We start from the raw sequence: 18,394 nt of genomic DNA, 5'->3' as shown, positions 1-18,394 counted from the left end.
TGGTGTCAGCCCGTGAGCAGGCTCAGCTGGAAGCTGTATCGGGTGGCGGCGTAGATGTGGGTGCCGTACTCGACCGGGGTGCCGTGGTCGTCGTAGGCGACGCGTTCCATGGTGAGCACCGCCGCGCCGCGGCTCTCCTCCAGCAGACGCGCCTCGGCGGCGGTGGCGTTGCGGGCGCCGATCACCTGGGTGGCCGCGTGCAGGCGTACGCCGGCCGCCCGGATCAGCTGGTAGAGCCCCTGCGATTCGAGCGCCTCGGTGCTGATCTCCAGCAGTGCGGCGGGCAGGTAGTTGCACATGCGGGCCAGCGGCTGGTTGCGCGCCGAGCGCAGCCGCACGACCACCGCGACGGGGGTGCCTTCGGCCAGGCCGAGCGCCTCGGCGACGGCGGCGGTGGCGGGCTCGATCGTGTTGGACAGCACGGTGGTGGTCGGTTCCTGGCCGGCGTTCTTCAGGTCGTCGTAGAGGCTGGTGAGTTCCAGCGGACGGCGTACGCGGGACTGGACCACCCGGGTGCCCACTCCGCGGCGGCGCACGATCAGGCCCTTGTCGACGAGGAACTCCATCGCCCGGCGCATCGTCGGCCGGGAGACGCCGAGCTGGTCGGCCAGCTCGATCTCGTTGTCCAGCCGGGTGCCCGGCGGCAGCTTGCCGCCTTCGACGGCCGCCTCCAGCTGCTGTGCCACCTGGAAGTAGAGCGGCACCGGGCTGGCCTTGTCGAGGACGACGAGGTCGGCCAGCGAGTCGGTCGCGGCAGGGCCGTGCGCGGTGGCAATGGTGGTCACAGTACTCACATCATTAGTATGGCCGGACAACATGACAAATGGGTTTCATTGGGCAGTCGGGAAGTTGAGGTGGGCGTTGGACGCCTCGGCCACGTGCGGCCACCGGCTGGTGACCACCTTCGCCCGGGTGTAGAAGCCGACCCCCTCCGGTCCGTGGATGTGCCGGTCGCCGAACAGCGAATCCTTCCACCCGCCGAACGAGTGGAACGCCATCGGCACGGGGATCGGCACGTTGACCCCGATCATCCCGACGCGTACGCGCCGCTGGAAGGTCCGGGCGGCTTCGCCGCTGCCGGTGAACACCGCGGTCCCGTTGCCGTACGCGTTGGCGTTGATCAGCTCGATCGCCGCGTCGAGGCTGTCCACACGCAGCACGACGAGCACCGGCCCGAAGATCTCGTCCCGGTAGACGTCCATCTCGACGTCCACGTCGTCGAACAGGCACGGGCCGACGAAGAAGCCGTCATCGTGCCCCTCGACGCGTACGCCCCGGCCGTCGGCCACGAGCGTCGCCCCGGCGTCCACACCGGACTCGACCGCGCGCAGGATGCGCTGCCGCGCCTCGGCCGTGACGACCGGGCCCATCTCGGAGGTCTCGTCGCGCCCCGGTCCGACGACGATGCGGGCGGCCCGCTCGCGCAGCTTCGACACCAGCGGGTCGCCGGCCGCGCCGACCGCCACGACGGCGGAGATCGCCATGCAGCGCTGCCCGGCCGAGCCGAAGCCCGCCGCGATCAGCTGGTCGGCGGCGAAGTCGAGGTCGGCGTCCGGCAGCACGACCGCGTGGTTCTTGGCCCCGCCCAGCGCCTGTACGCGCTTGCCGGACAGGCTCGCCCGTTCGTGGACCTGCCGCGCGATCGGCGTCGACCCGACGAACGAGACCGCGGCCACCTGCGGATGGTCGAGCAGCGCGTCGACGGCCGTCTTGTCGCCGTGCACGACGTTGAAGACGCCGTCGGGCAGCCCCGCCTCGGCGTACAGGCGGGCGATGAGGTTGGCCGCCGACGGGTCGCGCTCGCTCGGCTTGAGCACGAACGTGTTGCCGGTGGCGATCGCGATCGGATGCATCCACATCGGAACCATCACCGGGAAGTTGAACGGCGTGATGCCCGCGACGACGCCCAGCGGCTGCCGAAACGAGTAGGAGTCCACTCCCCCGGACACCTGGTCGGAGTATTCGCCCTTGCTCAGCTGCGGGATGCCGCAGGCGTACTCGACGACCTCCAGGCCCCGGATCACCTCGCCCATCGCGTCGGAGACGACCTTGCCGTGCTCGTCGGCGACCAGCCGGGCCAGCTCGTCGGCGTGCCGGCTGACCAGCTCACGGAACGCGAACATCACCCGCGCCCGGCGTACCACCGAGACGTCCTGCCAGGTCTCGAAGGCCGCGGCAGCCGCCTGGACGGCGGCGTCCACGTCGGCCTTCTCGGCGAGTCGGACCTCTGCCTGCTGCCGGCCGGTCGCCGGGTTCCACACCGGCGCGGTGCGCGTCGAGGTTCCGGCGGTCTCCGCGCCGTTGATCCAGTGCTCGATGGTTCGCATGACTGTCCTCACAGGTACGTGCGCTGATCGCGCTTGTGGGTCTCGTAATCGGCGCGGGCCGCACGGGTCGACTCCAGCTCGGCGACCTGCGCCACCGGCACGTCCCACCAGGCCCGCGAGTCGGGTGCGGGCGCCAGCGGGTCGGTCTCCACGTGGACCACGGTGGTACGCAGAGAGGCGATCGCCTGCTGGAGGCACCGCCGGAACTCCGCCGTCCCGGAGGCGCGCAGCACGTCGGCGCCCAGGCTGGCCGCATTCGCCGCCAGGTCGACCGGCAGGACGTCGCCGTCCAGCTGACCGGTACGCCCGTCGCGGTAGCGGTAGCGGGTGCCGAAGCGTTGCGAGCCAAGGGATTCCGACAGCGCGCCGATCGAGGCGAAGCCGTGGTTCTGGACGAGGACGACGACGAGCTTCACGCCCTCGGCGACGGCGGTGACCAGTTCCTGCGCCATCATGAGATAGGAGCCGTCGCCGACCATGACGAAGACCTCGCGGCTCGGGTCGGCCATCTTGACGCCGATGCCGCCGGCGATCTCATAGCCCATGCACGAGTAGCCGTACTCGACGTGGTACCCCTTGGGATCCCGCGTACGCCACAGTTTGTGCAGGTCGCCGGGCATGCTCCCGGCGGCGCAGACGACTACGTCGCGGGGGCCGCTGACCTCGTTCACCACGCCGAGGATCTCCGACTGCGCGGGCAGCGGGGCGTGGTTCGCCGCATACGCCGCGCTGACCGTGTCGTCCCACGCGGCGGCCAGCGAGCGCACCTCGTCCCGGTACGCCGGCGCGACCGACCAGCCTTCGAGCTGTCCCCGCAGCGCGGTCAGCCCTTCCCGGGCGTCGCCGACCAGCGCCAGCCCGGCGTGCTTGTACGCGTCGAGCCCGGCCACGTTGAGGTTGACGAACCGCACTCCGGGGTTCGCGAACAGGCTGCGCGAAGCGGTGGTGAAGTCGCTCCACCGGGTGCCGACGCCGAGCACCACGTCGGCGTCGCGGGCGATCTCGTTCGCGGCGTGGGTGCCGGTCGCGCCGACCGCGCCCAGCGCGGCGAGGTGGTCGTAGGCCAGCGAACCCTTGCCTGCCTGCGTCTCGGCCACCGGAATCCCGGTCGCCTCGGCCAGTTCCCGCAGCGCCTCGGTGGCTTCGGAGTAGATCACGCCGCCTCCGGCGACGATGAGCGGCCGGCTCGCCGTACGCAGCAACTCGACTGCTTCGGCGAGGGTTTCGGCGTCCGGCGCCGGGCGGCGTACCCGCCACACCCGTTCGGCGAAGAAGTCCTCGGGGAAGTCGTACGCCTCGGCCTGCACGTCCTGCGGCAGGGCCAGCGTCACCGCACCGGTCTGCGCCGGATCGGTCAGCACCCGCATCGCCGCCAGCGCCGAGGAGATCAGCTGCTCGGGCCGGTTGATCCGATCCCAGTACGCCGACACCGGCTTGAAGCAGTCGTTGACCGACACGTCGAAGCTGCGTCCGTCCTCCAGCTCCTGCAGCAGCGGGTTGGCCGCCCGCGTGGCGAAGATGTCGCCGGGCAGCAGCAGCACTGGAATCCGGTTGATGGTGGCCAGCGCCGCCCCGGTGACCATGTTGGTCGCGCCAGGGCCGATCGAGGTGGTGCAGGCGAACGTCGACAGCCGGTTGGTCATCCGGGCGTACCCGACCGCGGTGTGCACCATCGCCTGCTCGTTGCGGGCCTGGTAGTACCGCAGGTCGTCGCCGGCCTCCAGCAGCGCCTGGCCGACGCCGGCGACGTTGCCGTGGCCGAAGATGCCGAAGCAGCCCGCGATCAGCCGCTGCCGCCGCCCGTCACGTTCGGTGTACTGGTTGGCCAGGAACCGCACCAGCGCCTGGGCGACGGTGAGCCGCCGGGTCGCCGTGCTCGCCTCGCTCGCCGCACTCATTGCTTCCTCCCTGCGCCGGTCAGCGGCAGTCGCGGGTCGACCGGCTCGGCCGCCCAGGTGTCTCGGATCCAGGCGTGCTCGGGATCGTCCCGGAACAGCCACTCGCGGTCGGCGGCCGGGCCGGCCATCACGTTGAGGTAGTACAGGTCGTAGCCGGGGGCCGCCATCGACGGCCCGTGGTAGCCGAACGGGATCACCACCGCGTCGCCGCTGTGCACCTCAGCCAGCACATCGATCTGCTTGTCCGGCCCGGACGAGTAGACCCGCTGGTAGCCGGGTCCTTCCCGGTCCACTTCGAAGTAGTAGATCTCTTCCAGCTCCCGTTCGTCGTCGCCGTGCTCGTCGTGCTTGTGCGGCGGATACGACGACCAGTTGCCGCCCGGCGTGAGCACCTCGACCGCGATCAGCTTGTCGGTCGGGAAGCTCCCCGGAGTGCAGAAGTTGTTCACCTGACGGCTGGCCGAGCCCGCGCCGCGCAGTTCCACCGGCACGTCCTCGGCCGCGCCGTAGCGCACCTCGAGCCGCCGGGTGGTCCGCGCGCTGGGCAGGGCGTACCGGCCGCCGTCGAGCGAGGTCACCTCGGCGACCGTCCGGCACGGGAGGTAGACGAAGTCGGTCACGCGGGAGAACACGCTCGCCCGCCCGTCGACCGAATACTCCTGGCCGTCGGCCCGCACGACGCAGCCGCCCGACAGGGGCAGGACCAGCATCTCCTCATCACCGGTCGCGAACTGGTGGGTCTGCCGCGGCGCGAGGTCGAGCACCCGCAGTCCGCTGTACGCCCACCCGGCCCGTTCCGGCGTGATCACGAGCCGGTACGGCTCTTCGGCCCCGGTCCCGTCGGGGATGTACTGATCGTTCATCTCGCCTCCCTCACAGGCTCACGGCGGTGTCGACGGCCGCCGCGACGTCGTCGTCCGGCGGGTAGAGCAACGCCCGGCCCACGACCAGACCGCAGACGGTCGGCAGGGCCAGCGCCTTGCGCCAGCTGTCGAAGGTGGCGTCCTGGTCGGCCGACACCTCGCCGCCGAGGATCAACGCGGGCAGCGTGCTGGCCGCCACGACGCGCTCCATCTCGTCGACCACCGGGATCTTCAGCCACGAGTACGCCGAAGTCGCGCCGATGCCGGCCGCGACGCTGACCGCACGCACCATCGCGTCGGCGGTCAGCTCGTTGCGGACGCGGCCGTCGACCCGATGCGAGATGAACGGCTCGATCATGGCCATCAGCCGCTGCTCGGCCAGCCCGGTGACGGCCTGCGAGCACGCCTGCATCGTGGCCACCGTGCCCGGATCGCCGGGATCGATGCGCATCAGCATCTTGCCGCCCTCGTACCCCATGGCGGCGATGACCTCGGCGGTGTAGCCGGTGAACCGGTCGTCGATCTCGAAGACCGTGCCGGCCAGCCCGCCCCGGTTCATCGAACCGATCACGACCTTGCCGTCCAGCGCACCCATCAGCAGCAGATCCTCGATGATGTCGGCGGTGCCGAGGACGCCGTTGACGCCGGGACGCGACAGCGCGAGCGCGATGCGGTCCAGCAGGTCGACCCGGTTGCCCATGGCGGTCGGGCGGTCGCCGGCGCGCAGCGCGCCCCGGGCGGGATGATCGGCCGCGATGATCATGAGCCGTCCGCGCTCGTTGAACATCGACGCCGGGCGGACCCGGGCCGCGGCGCGCTCGGCGACGGCCCCGGGCTGCCGCATTCGGGCGTCCACGATGGCCCGGAACTGCTCGTCAAGCATCGGTGGCCTCTCCCAGCAGGGCTTCGACCTCGTCGGTCGTGGGCATGGCGTCGGAACAGGCCAGACGGGAGGCGACGATGGCGCCGGCCGCGTTGGCGAATCGCAGGACCCGCTCCAGCGGCCAGCCGGCGAGCAGTCCGTGGCACAGCGCGCCGCCGAAGCCGTCGCCCGCACCGAGCCCGTTGACGACCTCGATCGGCACCGGCGGCACCGACACCTCGGTCTTCCCGTCGGACCCCAGTACGCCGGCCGGCCCCTGCTTGACGACGGCGAGGTCGACGCCGAAGCCGTGCAAGGCCCGCGCCGCCGCTTTCGGATCGCGTACGCCGGTCGCGACCTCGCACTCCTCGAGGTTGCCGACCGCGACCGTCACGTGTGGCAGGGCTTGCTGAATCCAGTGCCGGGCCTCGTCCGGGGAGGACCAGAACATCGGCCGGTAGTCCAGGTCGAGCACGGTCAGCCCGGACTTGCCCCGGGCCCTCAGCGCGGCGAGCGTGGCCGAGCGGCTCGGCTCCTGGCTGAGCCCGGTGGTGGTGACCCAGAACAGGTCGGCCGCCCGGATCGCGTCGAGGTCGAGTTCGTCCTCGTCGATCTCCAGGTCGGGCGCCTTCGGCTCCCGGTAGAAGTACAGCGGGAAGTCGTCGGGCGGGAAGATCTCGCAGAACGTGACCGGCGTCGGCAGACCGGGAACCGCAGTCACGTACCGATCGTCCACCCCGAAACCGGCCAGCGCGTCGTGCAGGAACTCGCCGAACGGGTCGGCGCCGGTCCGGGTGATCACCGCGGTACGCCGTCCGTGGCGGGCCGCCGCGACCGCGACGTTGGTGGAACTGCCGCCGAGGTACTTGCCGAAGCTGGTCACCTTTCGCAAGGACACGCCGATCTGGAGTGGATAGACATCCACCCCGATGCGGCCCATCGTCACGACCTCGAACGGCCGCTCGGTCGGTCCGCGCACCTCGGGCGGCGTCGCGGCCGGTGGGCTCATCAGGCCGCTCCGCCGAGGAAGGCCAGGCTGGCCCGGACGTCGGCGACCGGACCGCCGTCGGCCGGCGGCTCGGCGGTCAGGATCGCGTCCTGCTCCATGACGTACCAGCCGGTGTATCCGGCGGACTCCAGTCCGCGCACGATCGCGGCGATGTCGATGTCGCCCTGGCCCAGCGGCCGGTACATTCCGGCCCGGACGGCGTCGGTGTAGGTCAGCTCGCCCGCGCGTACGCGGGCGGCCAGGGCGTCGTCGACGTCCTTGAGATGGGTGTGGGCGATCCGTTCCGGTGCGGCGGCGGCGAGGGCGACCGGATCGGTCCCGCCGATGAGCAGGTGGCCGGTGTCGAGGCAGAGGGGAATGCGGCTGCCGTCGAGGACCCGGTCGACGTCGGCCCGGCGTTCGACGATCGTGCCCACGTGCGGGTGCAGCGTCGCGGTGATGCCTCGGTCGGCCGCGGCCTCGGCGATGCGGTCCAGGTTGTCCAGCAGCGTCCGCCAGGCGTCCTCGTCCAGCTCCACCCGCTCGTCGTAGCCGGTGGCGCCGGAGTCGGCCGCGAGCACGAGAGTGGACGCGGCGGCAGCGGTGAAGGCGGTCAGCGCCGGGGCGACCGTGGCGAGCACGTCCACCGCCGGGTCGTGCAGCACGACCGGCACGAATCCGCCGACTGCCCGCAGTCCGTATTGCCGCAGCAGGTCGGCCTTGTCGGCGGGCGCGTCAGGGAGGAATCCCTCCGGCCCGAACTCGGTCGCCGCGAGTCCCACGTCGCGCATCTCGGTGAGCACCCGGTCGGGTGCCATCTGGTGGCCCCAGCCGGGCACCTCGCACACGCCCCAGGAGATGGGCGCACCGGCGATCCGGTCCGCGATGGTCATCAGTTGCCTCCCTCGATCCGAACTGGACGGTGCTCACGGCGGGACCGGTCACACGCTTCGGCGATGCGGAACGCCGCCAGGGCGTCGTGCACGGAGCAGGTGACCTCCGCGCGGCCCGCGACGATGTCGGCGAACGCGCTCAGCTCCCGCCGGTACGCCGCCTCGAACCGCTCCATGAACCCCGGATACGGCGTACCGGTTGGGAAGCCGACACCTGGTTCGGCCGAGCGCAGCGGCAGCCGGTCGTCGAGCCCGACGCTGATGCTGTCCTGCGAGCCGAGCACGTCGAGGCGTACGTCGTAACCGGCGGCGTTGTAGCGGGTGGCCGAGATGGTGGCGAAGGCGCCGTCGTCGAAGGTCAGGACGGCTACGGCGGTGTCGACGTCGTCGGCCTCGCGGAAGAAGTCCTCGCCCCGGTTCGCGCCGGCGGCGTACACCTCGACCACCTCGCGCCCGGTGACCCACCGGACGATGTCGAAGTCGTGGACGCTGCAATCGCGGAAGATGCCACCGGACACCGGGATGTACGCGGCCGGCGGCGGAGCGGCGTCCAGTGTGCCGCCGCGCAGTGTGTGCACCCAGCCGAGCCGGCCGGCGGCGACTGCCTCCCGAGCGGCGGTGTAGCCGGCGTCGAAGCGGCGCTGGAAGCCGATCTGCACCGGCACCGACGAGCGGGCCACCCGGTCGACGACGGCCAGCGTGCCTGTGGCGTCGGGGGCGACCGGCTTCTCGCAGAACACCGGGATGTCGCGGTCGACGCCGCGCAGGATCAGGTCGGCGTGTGCGTCGGTGGCCACCGCGACGACCAGACCGTCCAGGTTGGCGGCGAGCAGTTCGTCGACGGTCTCGGTCCAGTCGGCGCCGAGCGATGTGGCCACTTCCTTGGCCCGGCCGGAGTACGCGTCGGCCAGCACCAGTTCGTCGACGCCGGCCAGATTCCGCAGGGTCTCGGCGTGGAAAGCGCCGATCCGCCCGACCCCGGCTACCCCGATACGCATGCGCATTTCCCTTCCCGGCCGACGCCCAGCGGACCTCGGTTCCGAACAACATCTTTCCGGCGGGCCGACCCTGCCGTCAAGATTTGTCCTGACATTCTCACAATAACTTTGTCCGAACAAAGCCCCGCGCGGCCCGGGCGACGCCCAGCGCGGAATCAGTCCTTGAGACCTGCGTTGATGTCGGCGTTCATGACGTACTTCTGGAACACCAGGTAGATCACCACGAGCGGGACCATCGAGAGCACGGACGCTCCCAGTAGGACCGACCAGTTGACGTTCTCCGCGCCGACGATGCTCGCCACTCCGATCTGGAGGGTGAACTTGTTCGGGTCGTTGAGCACGATGAGTGGCCAGATGTAGTCGTTCCACCGCCACTGGAACGAGAACACCGCCAGGGTCATGATGATCGGCCGGGACAGCGGCAGCATGATCCGCAGGAACGTCGACAGTTCGCCCGAGCCGTCGATGCGGGCCGCCTCCAGCAGGTCGTTGGGGACGCTGAGGAAGAACTGCCGGAACATGAACGTGCCGGTCGCCGTGATGACCGACGGCACCACGACCGCCGCGATGCTGTTGTACATGCCCAGGTCGCGGACGACGAGGAACAGCGGTGACAGGATGACCTCGCCGGGCAGCATGGTGGTGGCCAGGATGCAGACCGTGAAGGCTCTGATCCACCAGTTGTTGTACTTGGCCAGCGCGTAGCCGCACATCGCACTGGCCACGATGGTCAGGGCGGTGGCCGCGACCGCCACGATCAGCGTGTTGAGGAAGTACTGGGCGAAGTCGAAGCTGGTCCAGGCCTGGGTGTAGCCCTTGATCGTCGGGTGCTTGGAGAACAGCGTCAGCGGATACGAGAACAGCTCCCCCGCCGGCTTGAACGAGCTGAGCAGGAACCACAACACCGGTACGCCGTACACGGCGACCAGCAGCCACATGACGGCGGTCGCCCAGAACTTCTTGGTCAGTTCGCCCGGCGCGGCCGGACGCTTGGCTCGCGCAGCCATCAGGACTCCTTCCGGCGGTTCATCACCAGCTGGATGATCGCGACGATCATGAGGATCAGCATCAGGACGAAGGAGGCGGCGCTGGCGTAGCCGATCTGGGCGCGCTCGAAGCCCTTCGTGTAGATGTACTGGACGAGCAGGTTGTTGGTGCTGCCCGGCCCGCCGTCGTTGATCGCCTTGATCAGCGCGTACTCCTTCATGGAGTGCAGGATGCTCAGCAGCACCACGATGAACGTCGTCGGCGCGATGGCGGGCAACGTGATCCGGCGGAACTTCGCCCACGAGCCGGCTCCGTCGAGCGACGCCGCCTCGTAGTACGCCGTCGGCACGTTCTTCAGCGCCGCCACGAACAGCAGCATGTTGAACGCGGTGCCGCCCCACGCCGCGGCGATGATGACGACGATCAGCGACAGATTCCCGTTGGACTGCCAGGCCACCTCTTTGCCGCCCAGCGAGGTGATCAGGTAGTTCACCAGGCCGAAGTTCTCGCCGAACAGCCAGCGCCAGATGACGCCCGCGATGATCGGCGAGATGAGCCAGGGCAGGAAGAACACGATCCGGGCGATCGTCTTACCTTTGGCGTACGGGCTGGTGAGCAGCACCGCGGTGCCCAGCGACAGCACGATCGTCAGCGGCACGACGCCGGCGGTGTAGACGAGGGTGCGAATCAGCGCGGCGTAGAAGGCGTCGTCCTGCAGCAGCCGCTGGTAGTTGTCCAGCCCCACCCAGGGAGCCGGGCCGACGCCGGTGTAGCTGGTGAACGAGTACATCAGGCCGGTGATCGCGGGCCAGACGAAGAACGTGACGAACAGGAGCAGGTTGATCGAGATGAGCACCAGCGGCGCTCCGGTGTACCGCTTGCGGCGCCCGTTCCGCTGCCGGGGCCGCACCGGCTCCGGCCCCCGGCGCACCTCGGGACTCGGCTCCGACGCCGTCGGGCGAATGCTGTCCACCATGAATCCTGTCCCTTTCCGACGGGCGGGGCCCGCCGGCATCGGCCGATGCCGGCGGGCGTCGCGGTGTGGCGTCAGCCGACCTGCTCGTTGAGCCCGTTCACGATGTTCGTGACGGTCTTCTGGACGTCCTGCTGGCCGTTGATGAACTTGGCCATCTCCGTCTTGGTGGGATCGGTCTGGATCGCCTTGCCCTTCAGGACGAGCGTCGTGCCGGCCGCCTGGCCCGAGGACGAGATCGGGTCGGCCAGTTCGATCTCCTTGTTGTAGAGCGCGAACGCGTCGAGGGCCGACTGCTTGGTGAACGGGTACTTCAGGTCCAGGCCGGCCTCGACGGACAGGTAGCCGTTGGACTGCGCCAGCTTGGCGTAGTTGTCCCGCTGGAACATGAAGTCGACCCACTTCTTGGCCGCCGAAGCCCGGTCGCCGTTGGTGAACGCGACGACCTTGCCGCCGAGGTTGATGTCGGTGGCGTGCACCGGGCCCGGCGTCGGGGCGCTGGCCCACTCGAAGTTGGTGATGCCCTCGGCGAAGTCGGCGACCTGCCAGACCCCGGAGAAGTACGCGACGACCTGGCCGCTCTTGAACAGCGCGTTCGGGTCGGCGCCGGAGGTCCACACCGACTTCGGCATGACCTTGTCGTCGTTGAGCGCGGCGAACTTGGTCAGCGCCTGGATGGTGGCGTCGTCCGGGGTGGCGTACTTGCCGTCGGAGCCGAGCTGGAAACCCTTGCCGCCGTTGTTGTAGATGAACGCCCGGATGCGGGCCGGCGAGTTGTCGTAGACCAGGGAGTACTTGGCCTTCGCCGCGTCACGGACCTTCGCCGTCGCGGCGAGGAACTCGTCCCAGGTCCAGGTCTTGTTCGGGTCGGTGGGGAACTCGACCCCGGCCTTGGCGAACAGGGTCTTGTTGATGAACAGACCGGCCGCGGTGATGTCCGACGGGATGCAGAGGGTCTTGCCGTCCTGCACCGTGAGGATGTCCTTGCGGATCTTGTTCGCCTCGTTGTTCGCCGTCGCGCTCAGGTCCTGGAGCTGGTTGATCCAGATCGGGTCCAGCGACGGGACGCTGGCGACGTCCGGCAGGGAGTTGGCCTGCGCGGACTGCCGCAGCTTGTCCTGGTAGCCGTCGTAGGGGACGTTCACGATCTCGACCGTGACGCCCTCCTTGGCCTCGAACTCCTTGGCCAGGTTGGTGTAGCCGTCGAGCTGCGCCGAGGTGGACAGCCAGAAGGTGATCTTCTTGGCGCCCGAACCGTCGCCGTCGTCGGAGCTACAGGCGCTGAGCGCCGTCAGGCTCAGGGCTGCCGCGGCACCCACCGAGAGAAAGCCCCGGCGGGTAAGCCGGCTCGGGGCAGCCTGGGAAGTCGTCATGCGGTCTCCTCGAAAGTAATCGCCTTGATGGCGAGGGACGCTAATCGGCAAGCGCTTTCCAGGTCAATAGTCAGGACATACTCTCTTTACTTTCTCCTGACATATGAGCGCACCAGCCCGTGCTAAGAGCGCGCCTGACCTGGGAATTTTGAGATAGCTCCGAGCTAAATCTGCGGCAACTGTGACCTGTTAGCGACGCAGATTTTCAGCCGGACACACGCCGGAACCCGGCCGGAAACGTAGAGCAGCTCCCCCGCCGCCGCGTCCGTTCCGCCCAGGAATCGATACTCTTCGCCGGGCTCGTAGGACGGAGCCGCGTGAGCCGCCGCCACGACCTCCCCGGCGCCGTCCGACGCCTCGCTCAAATCGATTGATATCACATCGTCGCCGACCCGGTATTCGGCCCGCGTACCGGCCGAGGCATCGAGCTGCCACACGTTCTCGCGCAGCGCCCGCACGCCGGTCATCGATCCGCCGGGCCGGAACGCGAACTCCAGCGCCCAGTCCACGACCGCGCCGGACAGATCGAGCGTCAGCTCTACGCCGTCCTCGGCCAGCTCGATTTTCACGACGCTGTCCAGGCCCACTTCGTCGCGTACTCGGCGGCCGAAGTCCATGGCCGCGCTGAACCGCCCGTCGTCCACCAGCGCGTACTCGCCGCGCGGGTCGCGGTCGGCCGGATCCAGCGGCTGGTAGTAGGCCGCGCTCACCGTCTCCGCCAGCGTCACCGTGTCGCCGTCGAGCGTCAGGCCGTCGGCACGGAACGGCCCGAGGCCGAAGAACGTCCGCGACAGCCGCACGCTGTCCAGCACGGCGGCTCCGGCGTACAGGCGCAGGAAGGTCGGCGAGTTGGCCAGCCCGGATCGGATCCGCTGTTGCCTCGGGTGGTCCGAGCCGCCGAAGACCACGCTCGTGACCGCCGGGCGGTGGTCGACGACCAGCCCGGCCGCCGGGAACACTCCCCGGCGTCGCCGAGCCGGCGCTTCGGCCGGCGGCAGCTCCAGCGCGATGTCGGGGTTCAGCACCAGCAGGGTCGCCGCGTCACCGGGCGACGGCAGGCCCTGGGTCAGGGCCAGCTGCGCGGCCCACGCCAGATCGGGCCGCTTGCGGATCCGCGCGATCTCGCGCAACGGCAACAGGTACGCCGAAAGCCGCATCGGGAAGCGTTGGTCCTGCCGCCGCGACAGGATCGTCTCGACCGAACCGTCCGGCAGCAGGAGGTCCAGGGTCGCGTCGAGGTTGCGCTCGACTGCGTCGAGAAGCTCGGTACGGCCGAACACTTCGCCGATGACCAGCAGCGACGGATTCGACACGTGGGCGGCGTAGTTGGCGCTGCGCTCGCTGTACAGACCGGAGTCGTCGAGGTCGACGCCTTCGGCCAGCCACTGTTCCACCCGGGCGGCGAGGGCGGTCAGCGGCCACAGCCGGTGCAGCCGGGCCAGGGCCGCCGACAACTCCCAGCGATGGTTCGGCGTGTGCACGCCCCCGGTGAGCAGCGCCGGGGTGATCACGGTCAGCATCGCCTCCAGCTCGCCCGCCACCTCGCGCTCCGCCTCGGGGGCCGCCGCAGCGAGCGGAGTGCCGTCCAGCCGCAGCATCAACGCGATGTCGGCCAGGTCGTTGACGCTGAACGCCGAGTCGGGTGGCGAGTCCACATTGTCACCGCCGGTGAACAGCCCACTCGGCCCTTGGAGCCGGCGCAGGGCAGCCGTCAGCGTGACGGCGTGCCCGAACAGCTGCTCGGCCGTCAGCCCGGTGTCCAGACCGAGCCGCCAGGCCGCGACCAGCACCTTGAGCCGCTCGGCGAGCCGACGGTGCTGCAGCCCAGTCCAGCCGCCGGCGCGGGCCTCCGCTGCGATCGACCGGACCTGCTCGATCAGGCCGGCGTGTACCTGGGTGACAAACGGGGTGTCGATCATGGGGGGCCACCCTACCTCGTGTTATTCCGGAGAACGCGGGACGCTGGGGCTCACGCCCGCCCCGGATCGACCACGGTGACGGGGACCGTCGCGGTGTAGAAGACCCGGCCGAACGCGCCCACCTTGACCGCCGCCCACCACTGCGCACCGGGCCGGGCGTCGCCGGGCGCGCGGACGGCGTACGCCAACTCCTCGGTCGCCCCGGCCGGAACGGCGAAGCCCTGTGCCCACGGCCCGGCCGCGAGATCGCCCGGCAGCGCGTCCCACGTCCCGAACGGGCTGAGCAGCAGCGCCTCGCCACGGATCTCGCTCGCTGCGGAGTTGGCGAGCCGGACGGTCAGTCGGCCTTCGCCGCCGGGTGCCAGCTCCAACGCGCCGGAGGTCACCTCCACCTGAAGCGGGTCGTCGATCGGCGGGGCTCCGACGGTGACCGCGACGACGTCTTCGAGGAGCTGGCCGAGGTCGTCCCGGAGGCGGGCGGCGACGAACCGGGTGCCGTCGGCGTACGCCCGCAGCCGGATCTCGAACTCGGCGTGCTCGCCCGGAGCCAGGTCGTATTTCAGCGGCCCGGCCGGGGTCGCCGTCACCCCGTCCGGCACCGCCAGTTCCACCAGACCGGAGGCCGGGCTCGCCGTCGTCGCCACGGTGACCCGGACGACGTCCTCGGTGTCCGGCCCGGCCAGGGTCAGCACCGACGGATGCACATGCACTGCAACCGGCAGATACCCGGCGGGAGCCGGTCCCTTGTTGTGCAGCCAGTATCGAGTGAACACCGGCTGCGCTGGCTCGGCCTGCCGAGTCGACGCCGACGTACGGGGATTCGCTTGCAGGCCAAGGGTGACGATCTGCGCCGGTCCGATCGGGAGGGTCACACCGTCGCCATCGGATTCCACTGTCGAGCCACTGTGGCCGGTGTCTTCGAGCACCGTGGCGACCGTGGCGTCGCGCAGCCCGCCATGCAGGCGTACGCGCGCGGTCGCGGGCCGGCCGGTCGATTCGTAGAGCCGCACGGTGACCCCGGCCGCCGGGTCGAGGTCGCCGGATCGGCCGGCCGCCATCGGGTTGCCCGCCGGCTTGAGCGCGGTGAGCACGACCTGCGGCGGCTCGACCGAGCCGAGGCTGGCCGTCGTCGGCAGCGGGCCCGGTCCGGCCGGGACGTCCCGGGCGACCACCCGATGGTTGACCTCCTGCCCGGCGGCGACGAAGCCGGCCTGCCGCCAGTCCCCTGCCCCGGCCACCAGGCTGTATTCGAAGGTGTGCGTCCAGTGCTGGAGCTGGAAACCCGAGCCGTCCGGGGTGTGCCGGGCCGGCCCGTCGATCCACACGCCGCTGGGCCACGAACTGCACGAGCGCATCAGCGACAGGTAGAACGAGCCGTCGCTCTCCGCCACGAAGCCGGGTGTGCCCCGGTTGACGACGGCCACCGAGTAGTCGTCGACGGGTTCGCCCGTGCTGGGCAGCCCGGCCGGGACGGTCACCTCGACGGTCGCGTCGTCGAGGTCGGCGGTCACCGAGTCGACGCCGCCGAGCACCAGCAGGGGCAGATCGCGTACGCCCCGCAGGTCGGCGCCGGGCACCCAGGTGTCCCGGCGACTGCGCAAGGCGGGCACGAACACGCGGCCCGTCCGGTCCAGCGCCGCCCGGTACGCCGGTTCCAGCACCCGGGCGGCGTACTCGGCGCTGAGCACGATGCGGATGTCGGGCAGGTTCGAGTCGCCGTCGAGCGCACCATAACGGGGCCCGCCAGGCGGCGTCAGCGTGGCGGTCACCCCGCATGCGACGAGCCGATCCAGCAGCGCGCGTACCCCGTCCTGACCCGGATCGGCGATCACCTCGGCGACGCCGATCGCGTGCGCGGCAACGCTTCCGTCCTCGTGCCGCAGGGCGATCCGGGCAGTCGCCGACAGTCCGGCCCAGGTGTGGGCGGGATTGTCCAGTGTGTAGAGATGCTCGGCCGCGTCGGAGTTCGGGAAGCCGAACGAGCGCCCGATCGCGGCGAAGCCGACCTCGCTCACCGGCAGCGCACCCGGAACGTCCAGCTCGAAACGGGCACGCAGCAGGTGATCGGAGCCGATCGAGCCGTCGGCGTGCGTACGGAAGTCGACCCGGTCGACACCGGTCCACACCGTCGCCTCCTGGGTGATCCGCAGCCCGGCCAGGTCGAACGTGGCCACGATCCGCTGCCCGATCGGCGACTGCTGCACCGACACGGTCGCCGGTCGAGTGCCCGCGCCGATACCGGGGCCCTTCGGCAGCAGGTGCCAGGGGCCTTCGCCCCACACCGGGTGCTTGTCGTATTCCTCTTGTAGATACAGCTCGCCGCCGAGGCCGTCCGGGCGAATCAGGTCCCGCCCGGTACGCCGATCGACGATCCGGCGCAGCGCACCGCCCCGGGCAGGGTCGGCTTCGATCCGGAACGCCTCGTTCTCCGCTGCGGTCTCTGCCGGCCGCTCCGTCCAGCCGCCGGGCAGCGCGTCGGCCGGGACCAGGTGGTAGACCCGGAACCCGAGTGACGGCACCCCGGTGGCCAGGAAGGTGAGGGTCAGCTCGGCCAGGCTGCCGTCGGGGTGCCGCAGCACTCCCTCAGCCAGCGCCGGCACCACCGCTCCCGTGTCGTCGCGCAGCTCGACACCGGCCGGCCCCGGCTCGGTCTGCTTCACGCGTACCGTCGTGATGCCATCGCGAGCCCACGAGAGCGAGTTGACCGCGAGGATCGGCCGACCTGGGCCGGTGGTGTCGGCGTGGCCCGCGAGCCCGAGGATCGCCGCGTCGCGCGCCCCCGCACCGAGCTCGTACGCCTCTCGCCAGCCCGCGAGCAGGTCGAGGTAGACCTGGTCGGACTCGGTGCCGGTGACGGCGTCGTGGTGGGCGCCGTACATGAGCAGCCGCCAAGCCTTGTCCAGCGCCTCACTCGGGTACGCCTCGCCGAGCAGCGAGCCCAGCGTGGCGAGCCGCTCCGCGTCGAGCACCGCGATCTCGGCGGCCCGTTGCGCCTGCTTGGTGTCGATGTAGGACACGTCCTTGCCGGTGTAGACCGGGTTCATGTCCCGGGTCTGCGGGCTCAGCAGCCGCTGTGGGGTCGTCGGCGGCATCGGTGCGAGGCTCGGGTCGCCACCGGACAGGGCGGCCCGGACCGCCCCGAAGAACTCGCGGGGCAGGCCGACGCGGAAGCGCGGCCAGACGTAGCGGGCCGCCCATTCCCGGTGCACCTCGGTGCACCAGCGCGACGGGACGTTGTGGTCGTGCCCGACCGGCAGCATCACGTTGGGCGTGGCCGCGACCTCCTTCAGCTCGCTGAACTGGGCGTAGGCTTCGGCCATCGCCTCTTCGAGGGTCTCCTTGCGCTCCACGTCCCAGCCGGCGACATAGTGGTTGGCCATGTAGCTCGTCAGCAGCCCACGCCCGTCCGGCGACACCCACTCGAACTCGCTGGGGAACTGCATGCGGGTGATGTCGCCGGTGTGCCGCTTCGCGCCGACCATGTGGAACGGGCCGCGCGCCCACGAGCTGGAGTCCAGACCCGCGTCGGCCATCAGGCCGGGGAACGCCGGGTCGTGCCCGAAGACATCGAGCATCCAGGCGGTACGCGGTTCGCCGCCGAGCACGTCACTCTGGTAGCCGATGCCGTAGACCGCGTTGCGGATGGTCGACTCGGGATGGGTCAGGTTGGTGTTGGGCTCGTTGTAGGTGCCGCCGACGAGTTCCACGCGTTCGTCGCGCAGGAACTGCCGCAGCTGCTCGCGTTCGCCCGGGAACACGTCCCAGTACGGCTTGAGGTAGTCGACCTCGGCGAGCACGAACTTGTAGTCGGGATCGTGCCGTGCCGCGTCGACGTGCGCACGCACCAGGTCGAACGCCGTACGCACGAACGGCGGGCGCAGCTTGGGCACCCACGGCAGGTCGGGCAGCTTGTGCCAGACCTCGGTGAAGCCGGCCTGGGTGTTCCACCACACGGGGTCGTAATGGAAGTGCGACACCATCCACATCGTCCAGCCGGTCTCGGCCGCGACGACCTGCCCGTCGAAGGTCAGGCGCTGCTCGCCGTCGTCGGCGCTCACCGTCACCTGGTGCACCGAACCCGGGGTCGCCGGCGCCGCCACGTGTACGCCCACCTCGGCCGTCGTCTCTCCCGTGTCGGTGATCGGCACCGGTTCGGGGGTGGTGATGGTGGGGCCGTGCACCTCCAGGCGTACCGGGCGGGTCAGGCCGCTCAGGGCGACCCGGACGATCTGCCGGGGCGCCGACGCCGGTCCGGCGAACAACTCGGTGCTGTGGACCGACTCGATGCGCATCTTCACTCCATTTTGCTGTGG

The 18,394-nt window shown here is 70.4% G+C and carries 13 protein-coding genes; all 13 read right to left on the bottom strand.

Annotation, left to right across the window (positions count from 1 at the left end; genetic code table 11):
* Positions 1–5: 5 nt before the first annotated feature.
* Entirely contained in the window at positions 6–794 is a 789-nt protein-coding gene (locus HDA40_RS40020) for a GntR family transcriptional regulator (protein ID WP_308197810.1), read from the bottom strand.
* A 36-nt stretch (positions 795–830) separates the two neighbouring features.
* The gene (locus HDA40_RS40015; protein WP_253763291.1) at positions 831–2,327 is read right to left on the bottom strand and encodes a CoA-acylating methylmalonate-semialdehyde dehydrogenase; all 1,497 of its coding nucleotides are present in this window, start codon (positions 2,325–2,327) and stop codon (positions 831–833) included.
* An 8-nt stretch (positions 2,328–2,335) separates the two neighbouring features.
* Positions 2,336–4,225 (bottom strand): 3D-(3,5/4)-trihydroxycyclohexane-1,2-dione acylhydrolase (decyclizing), encoded by a 1,890-nt coding sequence (gene iolD, locus HDA40_RS40010; protein ID WP_253763290.1) that lies wholly within the window; start codon positions 4,223–4,225, stop codon positions 2,336–2,338.
* Positions 4,222–5,088 carry a 5-deoxy-glucuronate isomerase gene (gene iolB, locus HDA40_RS40005; protein WP_253763289.1) on the bottom strand — a complete coding sequence of 289 codons (867 nt, stop codon included), beginning with the start codon at positions 5,086–5,088 and terminating at the stop codon, positions 4,222–4,224. Before iolB ends, iolD begins: the two co-directional genes overlap by 4 nt.
* Positions 5,089–5,098: 10 nt before the next feature.
* Positions 5,099–5,971 carry a Cgl0159 family (beta/alpha)8-fold protein gene (locus tag HDA40_RS40000; protein ID WP_253763288.1) on the bottom strand — a complete coding sequence of 291 codons (873 nt, stop codon included), beginning with the start codon at positions 5,969–5,971 and terminating at the stop codon, positions 5,099–5,101.
* Positions 5,964–6,959, bottom strand: coding sequence for a 5-dehydro-2-deoxygluconokinase (iolC, locus tag HDA40_RS39995; protein WP_253763287.1), 996 nt, complete (start codon positions 6,957–6,959; stop codon positions 5,964–5,966). Before iolC ends, HDA40_RS40000 begins: the two co-directional genes overlap by 8 nt.
* Complete coding sequence (locus tag HDA40_RS39990) at positions 6,959–7,831, bottom strand: sugar phosphate isomerase/epimerase family protein (RefSeq protein ID WP_253763286.1); 873 nt, start codon at positions 7,829–7,831, stop codon at positions 6,959–6,961. Before HDA40_RS39990 ends, iolC begins: the two co-directional genes overlap by 1 nt.
* Positions 7,831–8,829 carry a Gfo/Idh/MocA family protein gene (locus HDA40_RS39985; protein ID WP_253763285.1) on the bottom strand — a complete coding sequence of 333 codons (999 nt, stop codon included), beginning with the start codon at positions 8,827–8,829 and terminating at the stop codon, positions 7,831–7,833. Before HDA40_RS39985 ends, HDA40_RS39990 begins: the two co-directional genes overlap by 1 nt.
* A gap of 155 nt (positions 8,830–8,984) precedes the next feature.
* The gene (locus HDA40_RS39980) at positions 8,985–9,836 is read right to left on the bottom strand and encodes a carbohydrate ABC transporter permease (protein ID WP_253763284.1); all 852 of its coding nucleotides are present in this window, start codon (positions 9,834–9,836) and stop codon (positions 8,985–8,987) included.
* Positions 9,836–10,792 (bottom strand): carbohydrate ABC transporter permease, encoded by a 957-nt coding sequence (locus tag HDA40_RS39975; protein ID WP_253763283.1) that lies wholly within the window; start codon positions 10,790–10,792, stop codon positions 9,836–9,838. Before HDA40_RS39975 ends, HDA40_RS39980 begins: the two co-directional genes overlap by 1 nt.
* A gap of 71 nt (positions 10,793–10,863) precedes the next feature.
* Positions 10,864–12,162, bottom strand: coding sequence for an ABC transporter substrate-binding protein (locus HDA40_RS39970; RefSeq protein ID WP_253763282.1), 1,299 nt, complete (start codon positions 12,160–12,162; stop codon positions 10,864–10,866).
* 164 nt (positions 12,163–12,326) lie between these two features.
* Entirely contained in the window at positions 12,327–14,081 is a 1,755-nt protein-coding gene (locus HDA40_RS39965; protein WP_253763281.1) for a hypothetical protein, read from the bottom strand.
* Between the two features lie 50 nt (positions 14,082–14,131).
* Entirely contained in the window at positions 14,132–18,373 is a 4,242-nt protein-coding gene (locus HDA40_RS39960; protein WP_253763280.1) for a glycoside hydrolase family 38 N-terminal domain-containing protein, read from the bottom strand.
* Positions 18,374–18,394: the final 21 nt, after the last annotated feature.

This window comes from Hamadaea flava (assembly GCF_024172085.1).
Classification (GTDB): domain Bacteria; phylum Actinomycetota; class Actinomycetes; order Mycobacteriales; family Micromonosporaceae; genus Hamadaea; species Hamadaea flava.
The sequence above is the reverse complement of the archived record's forward strand: the minus strand, read 5'-3'. Positions and strand labels throughout refer to the sequence as shown.

What these genes read in the sequence shown, in the direction of transcription:
- HDA40_RS40015 (WP_253763291.1), bottom strand. Translation starts at nt 2,327, where the DNA reads ATGCGAACCATCGAGCACTGGATCAACGGCGCGGAGACCGCCGGAACC.
- HDA40_RS39965 (WP_253763281.1), bottom strand. Translation starts at nt 14,081, where the DNA reads ATGATCGACACCCCGTTTGTCACCCAGGTACACGCCGGCCTGATCGAG.
- HDA40_RS39960 (WP_253763280.1), bottom strand. Translation starts at nt 18,373, where the DNA reads ATGCGCATCGAGTCGGTCCACAGCACCGAGTTGTTCGCCGGACCGGCG.
- iolD (WP_253763290.1), bottom strand. Translation starts at nt 4,225, where the DNA reads ATGAGTGCGGCGAGCGAGGCGAGCACGGCGACCCGGCGGCTCACCGTC.
- HDA40_RS39985 (WP_253763285.1), bottom strand. Translation starts at nt 8,829, where the DNA reads ATGCGTATCGGGGTAGCCGGGGTCGGGCGGATCGGCGCTTTCCACGCC.
- HDA40_RS39980 (WP_253763284.1), bottom strand. Translation starts at nt 9,836, where the DNA reads ATGGCTGCGCGAGCCAAGCGTCCGGCCGCGCCGGGCGAACTGACCAAG.
- iolC (WP_253763287.1), bottom strand. Translation starts at nt 6,959, where the DNA reads ATGAGCCCACCGGCCGCGACGCCGCCCGAGGTGCGCGGACCGACCGAG.
- HDA40_RS39990 (WP_253763286.1), bottom strand. Translation starts at nt 7,831, where the DNA reads ATGACCATCGCGGACCGGATCGCCGGTGCGCCCATCTCCTGGGGCGTG.
- HDA40_RS39970 (WP_253763282.1), bottom strand. Translation starts at nt 12,162, where the DNA reads ATGACGACTTCCCAGGCTGCCCCGAGCCGGCTTACCCGCCGGGGCTTT.
- HDA40_RS39975 (WP_253763283.1), bottom strand. Translation starts at nt 10,792, where the DNA reads ATGGTGGACAGCATTCGCCCGACGGCGTCGGAGCCGAGTCCCGAGGTG.
- iolB (WP_253763289.1), bottom strand. Translation starts at nt 5,088, where the DNA reads ATGAACGATCAGTACATCCCCGACGGGACCGGGGCCGAAGAGCCGTAC.
- HDA40_RS40000 (WP_253763288.1), bottom strand. Translation starts at nt 5,971, where the DNA reads ATGCTTGACGAGCAGTTCCGGGCCATCGTGGACGCCCGAATGCGGCAG.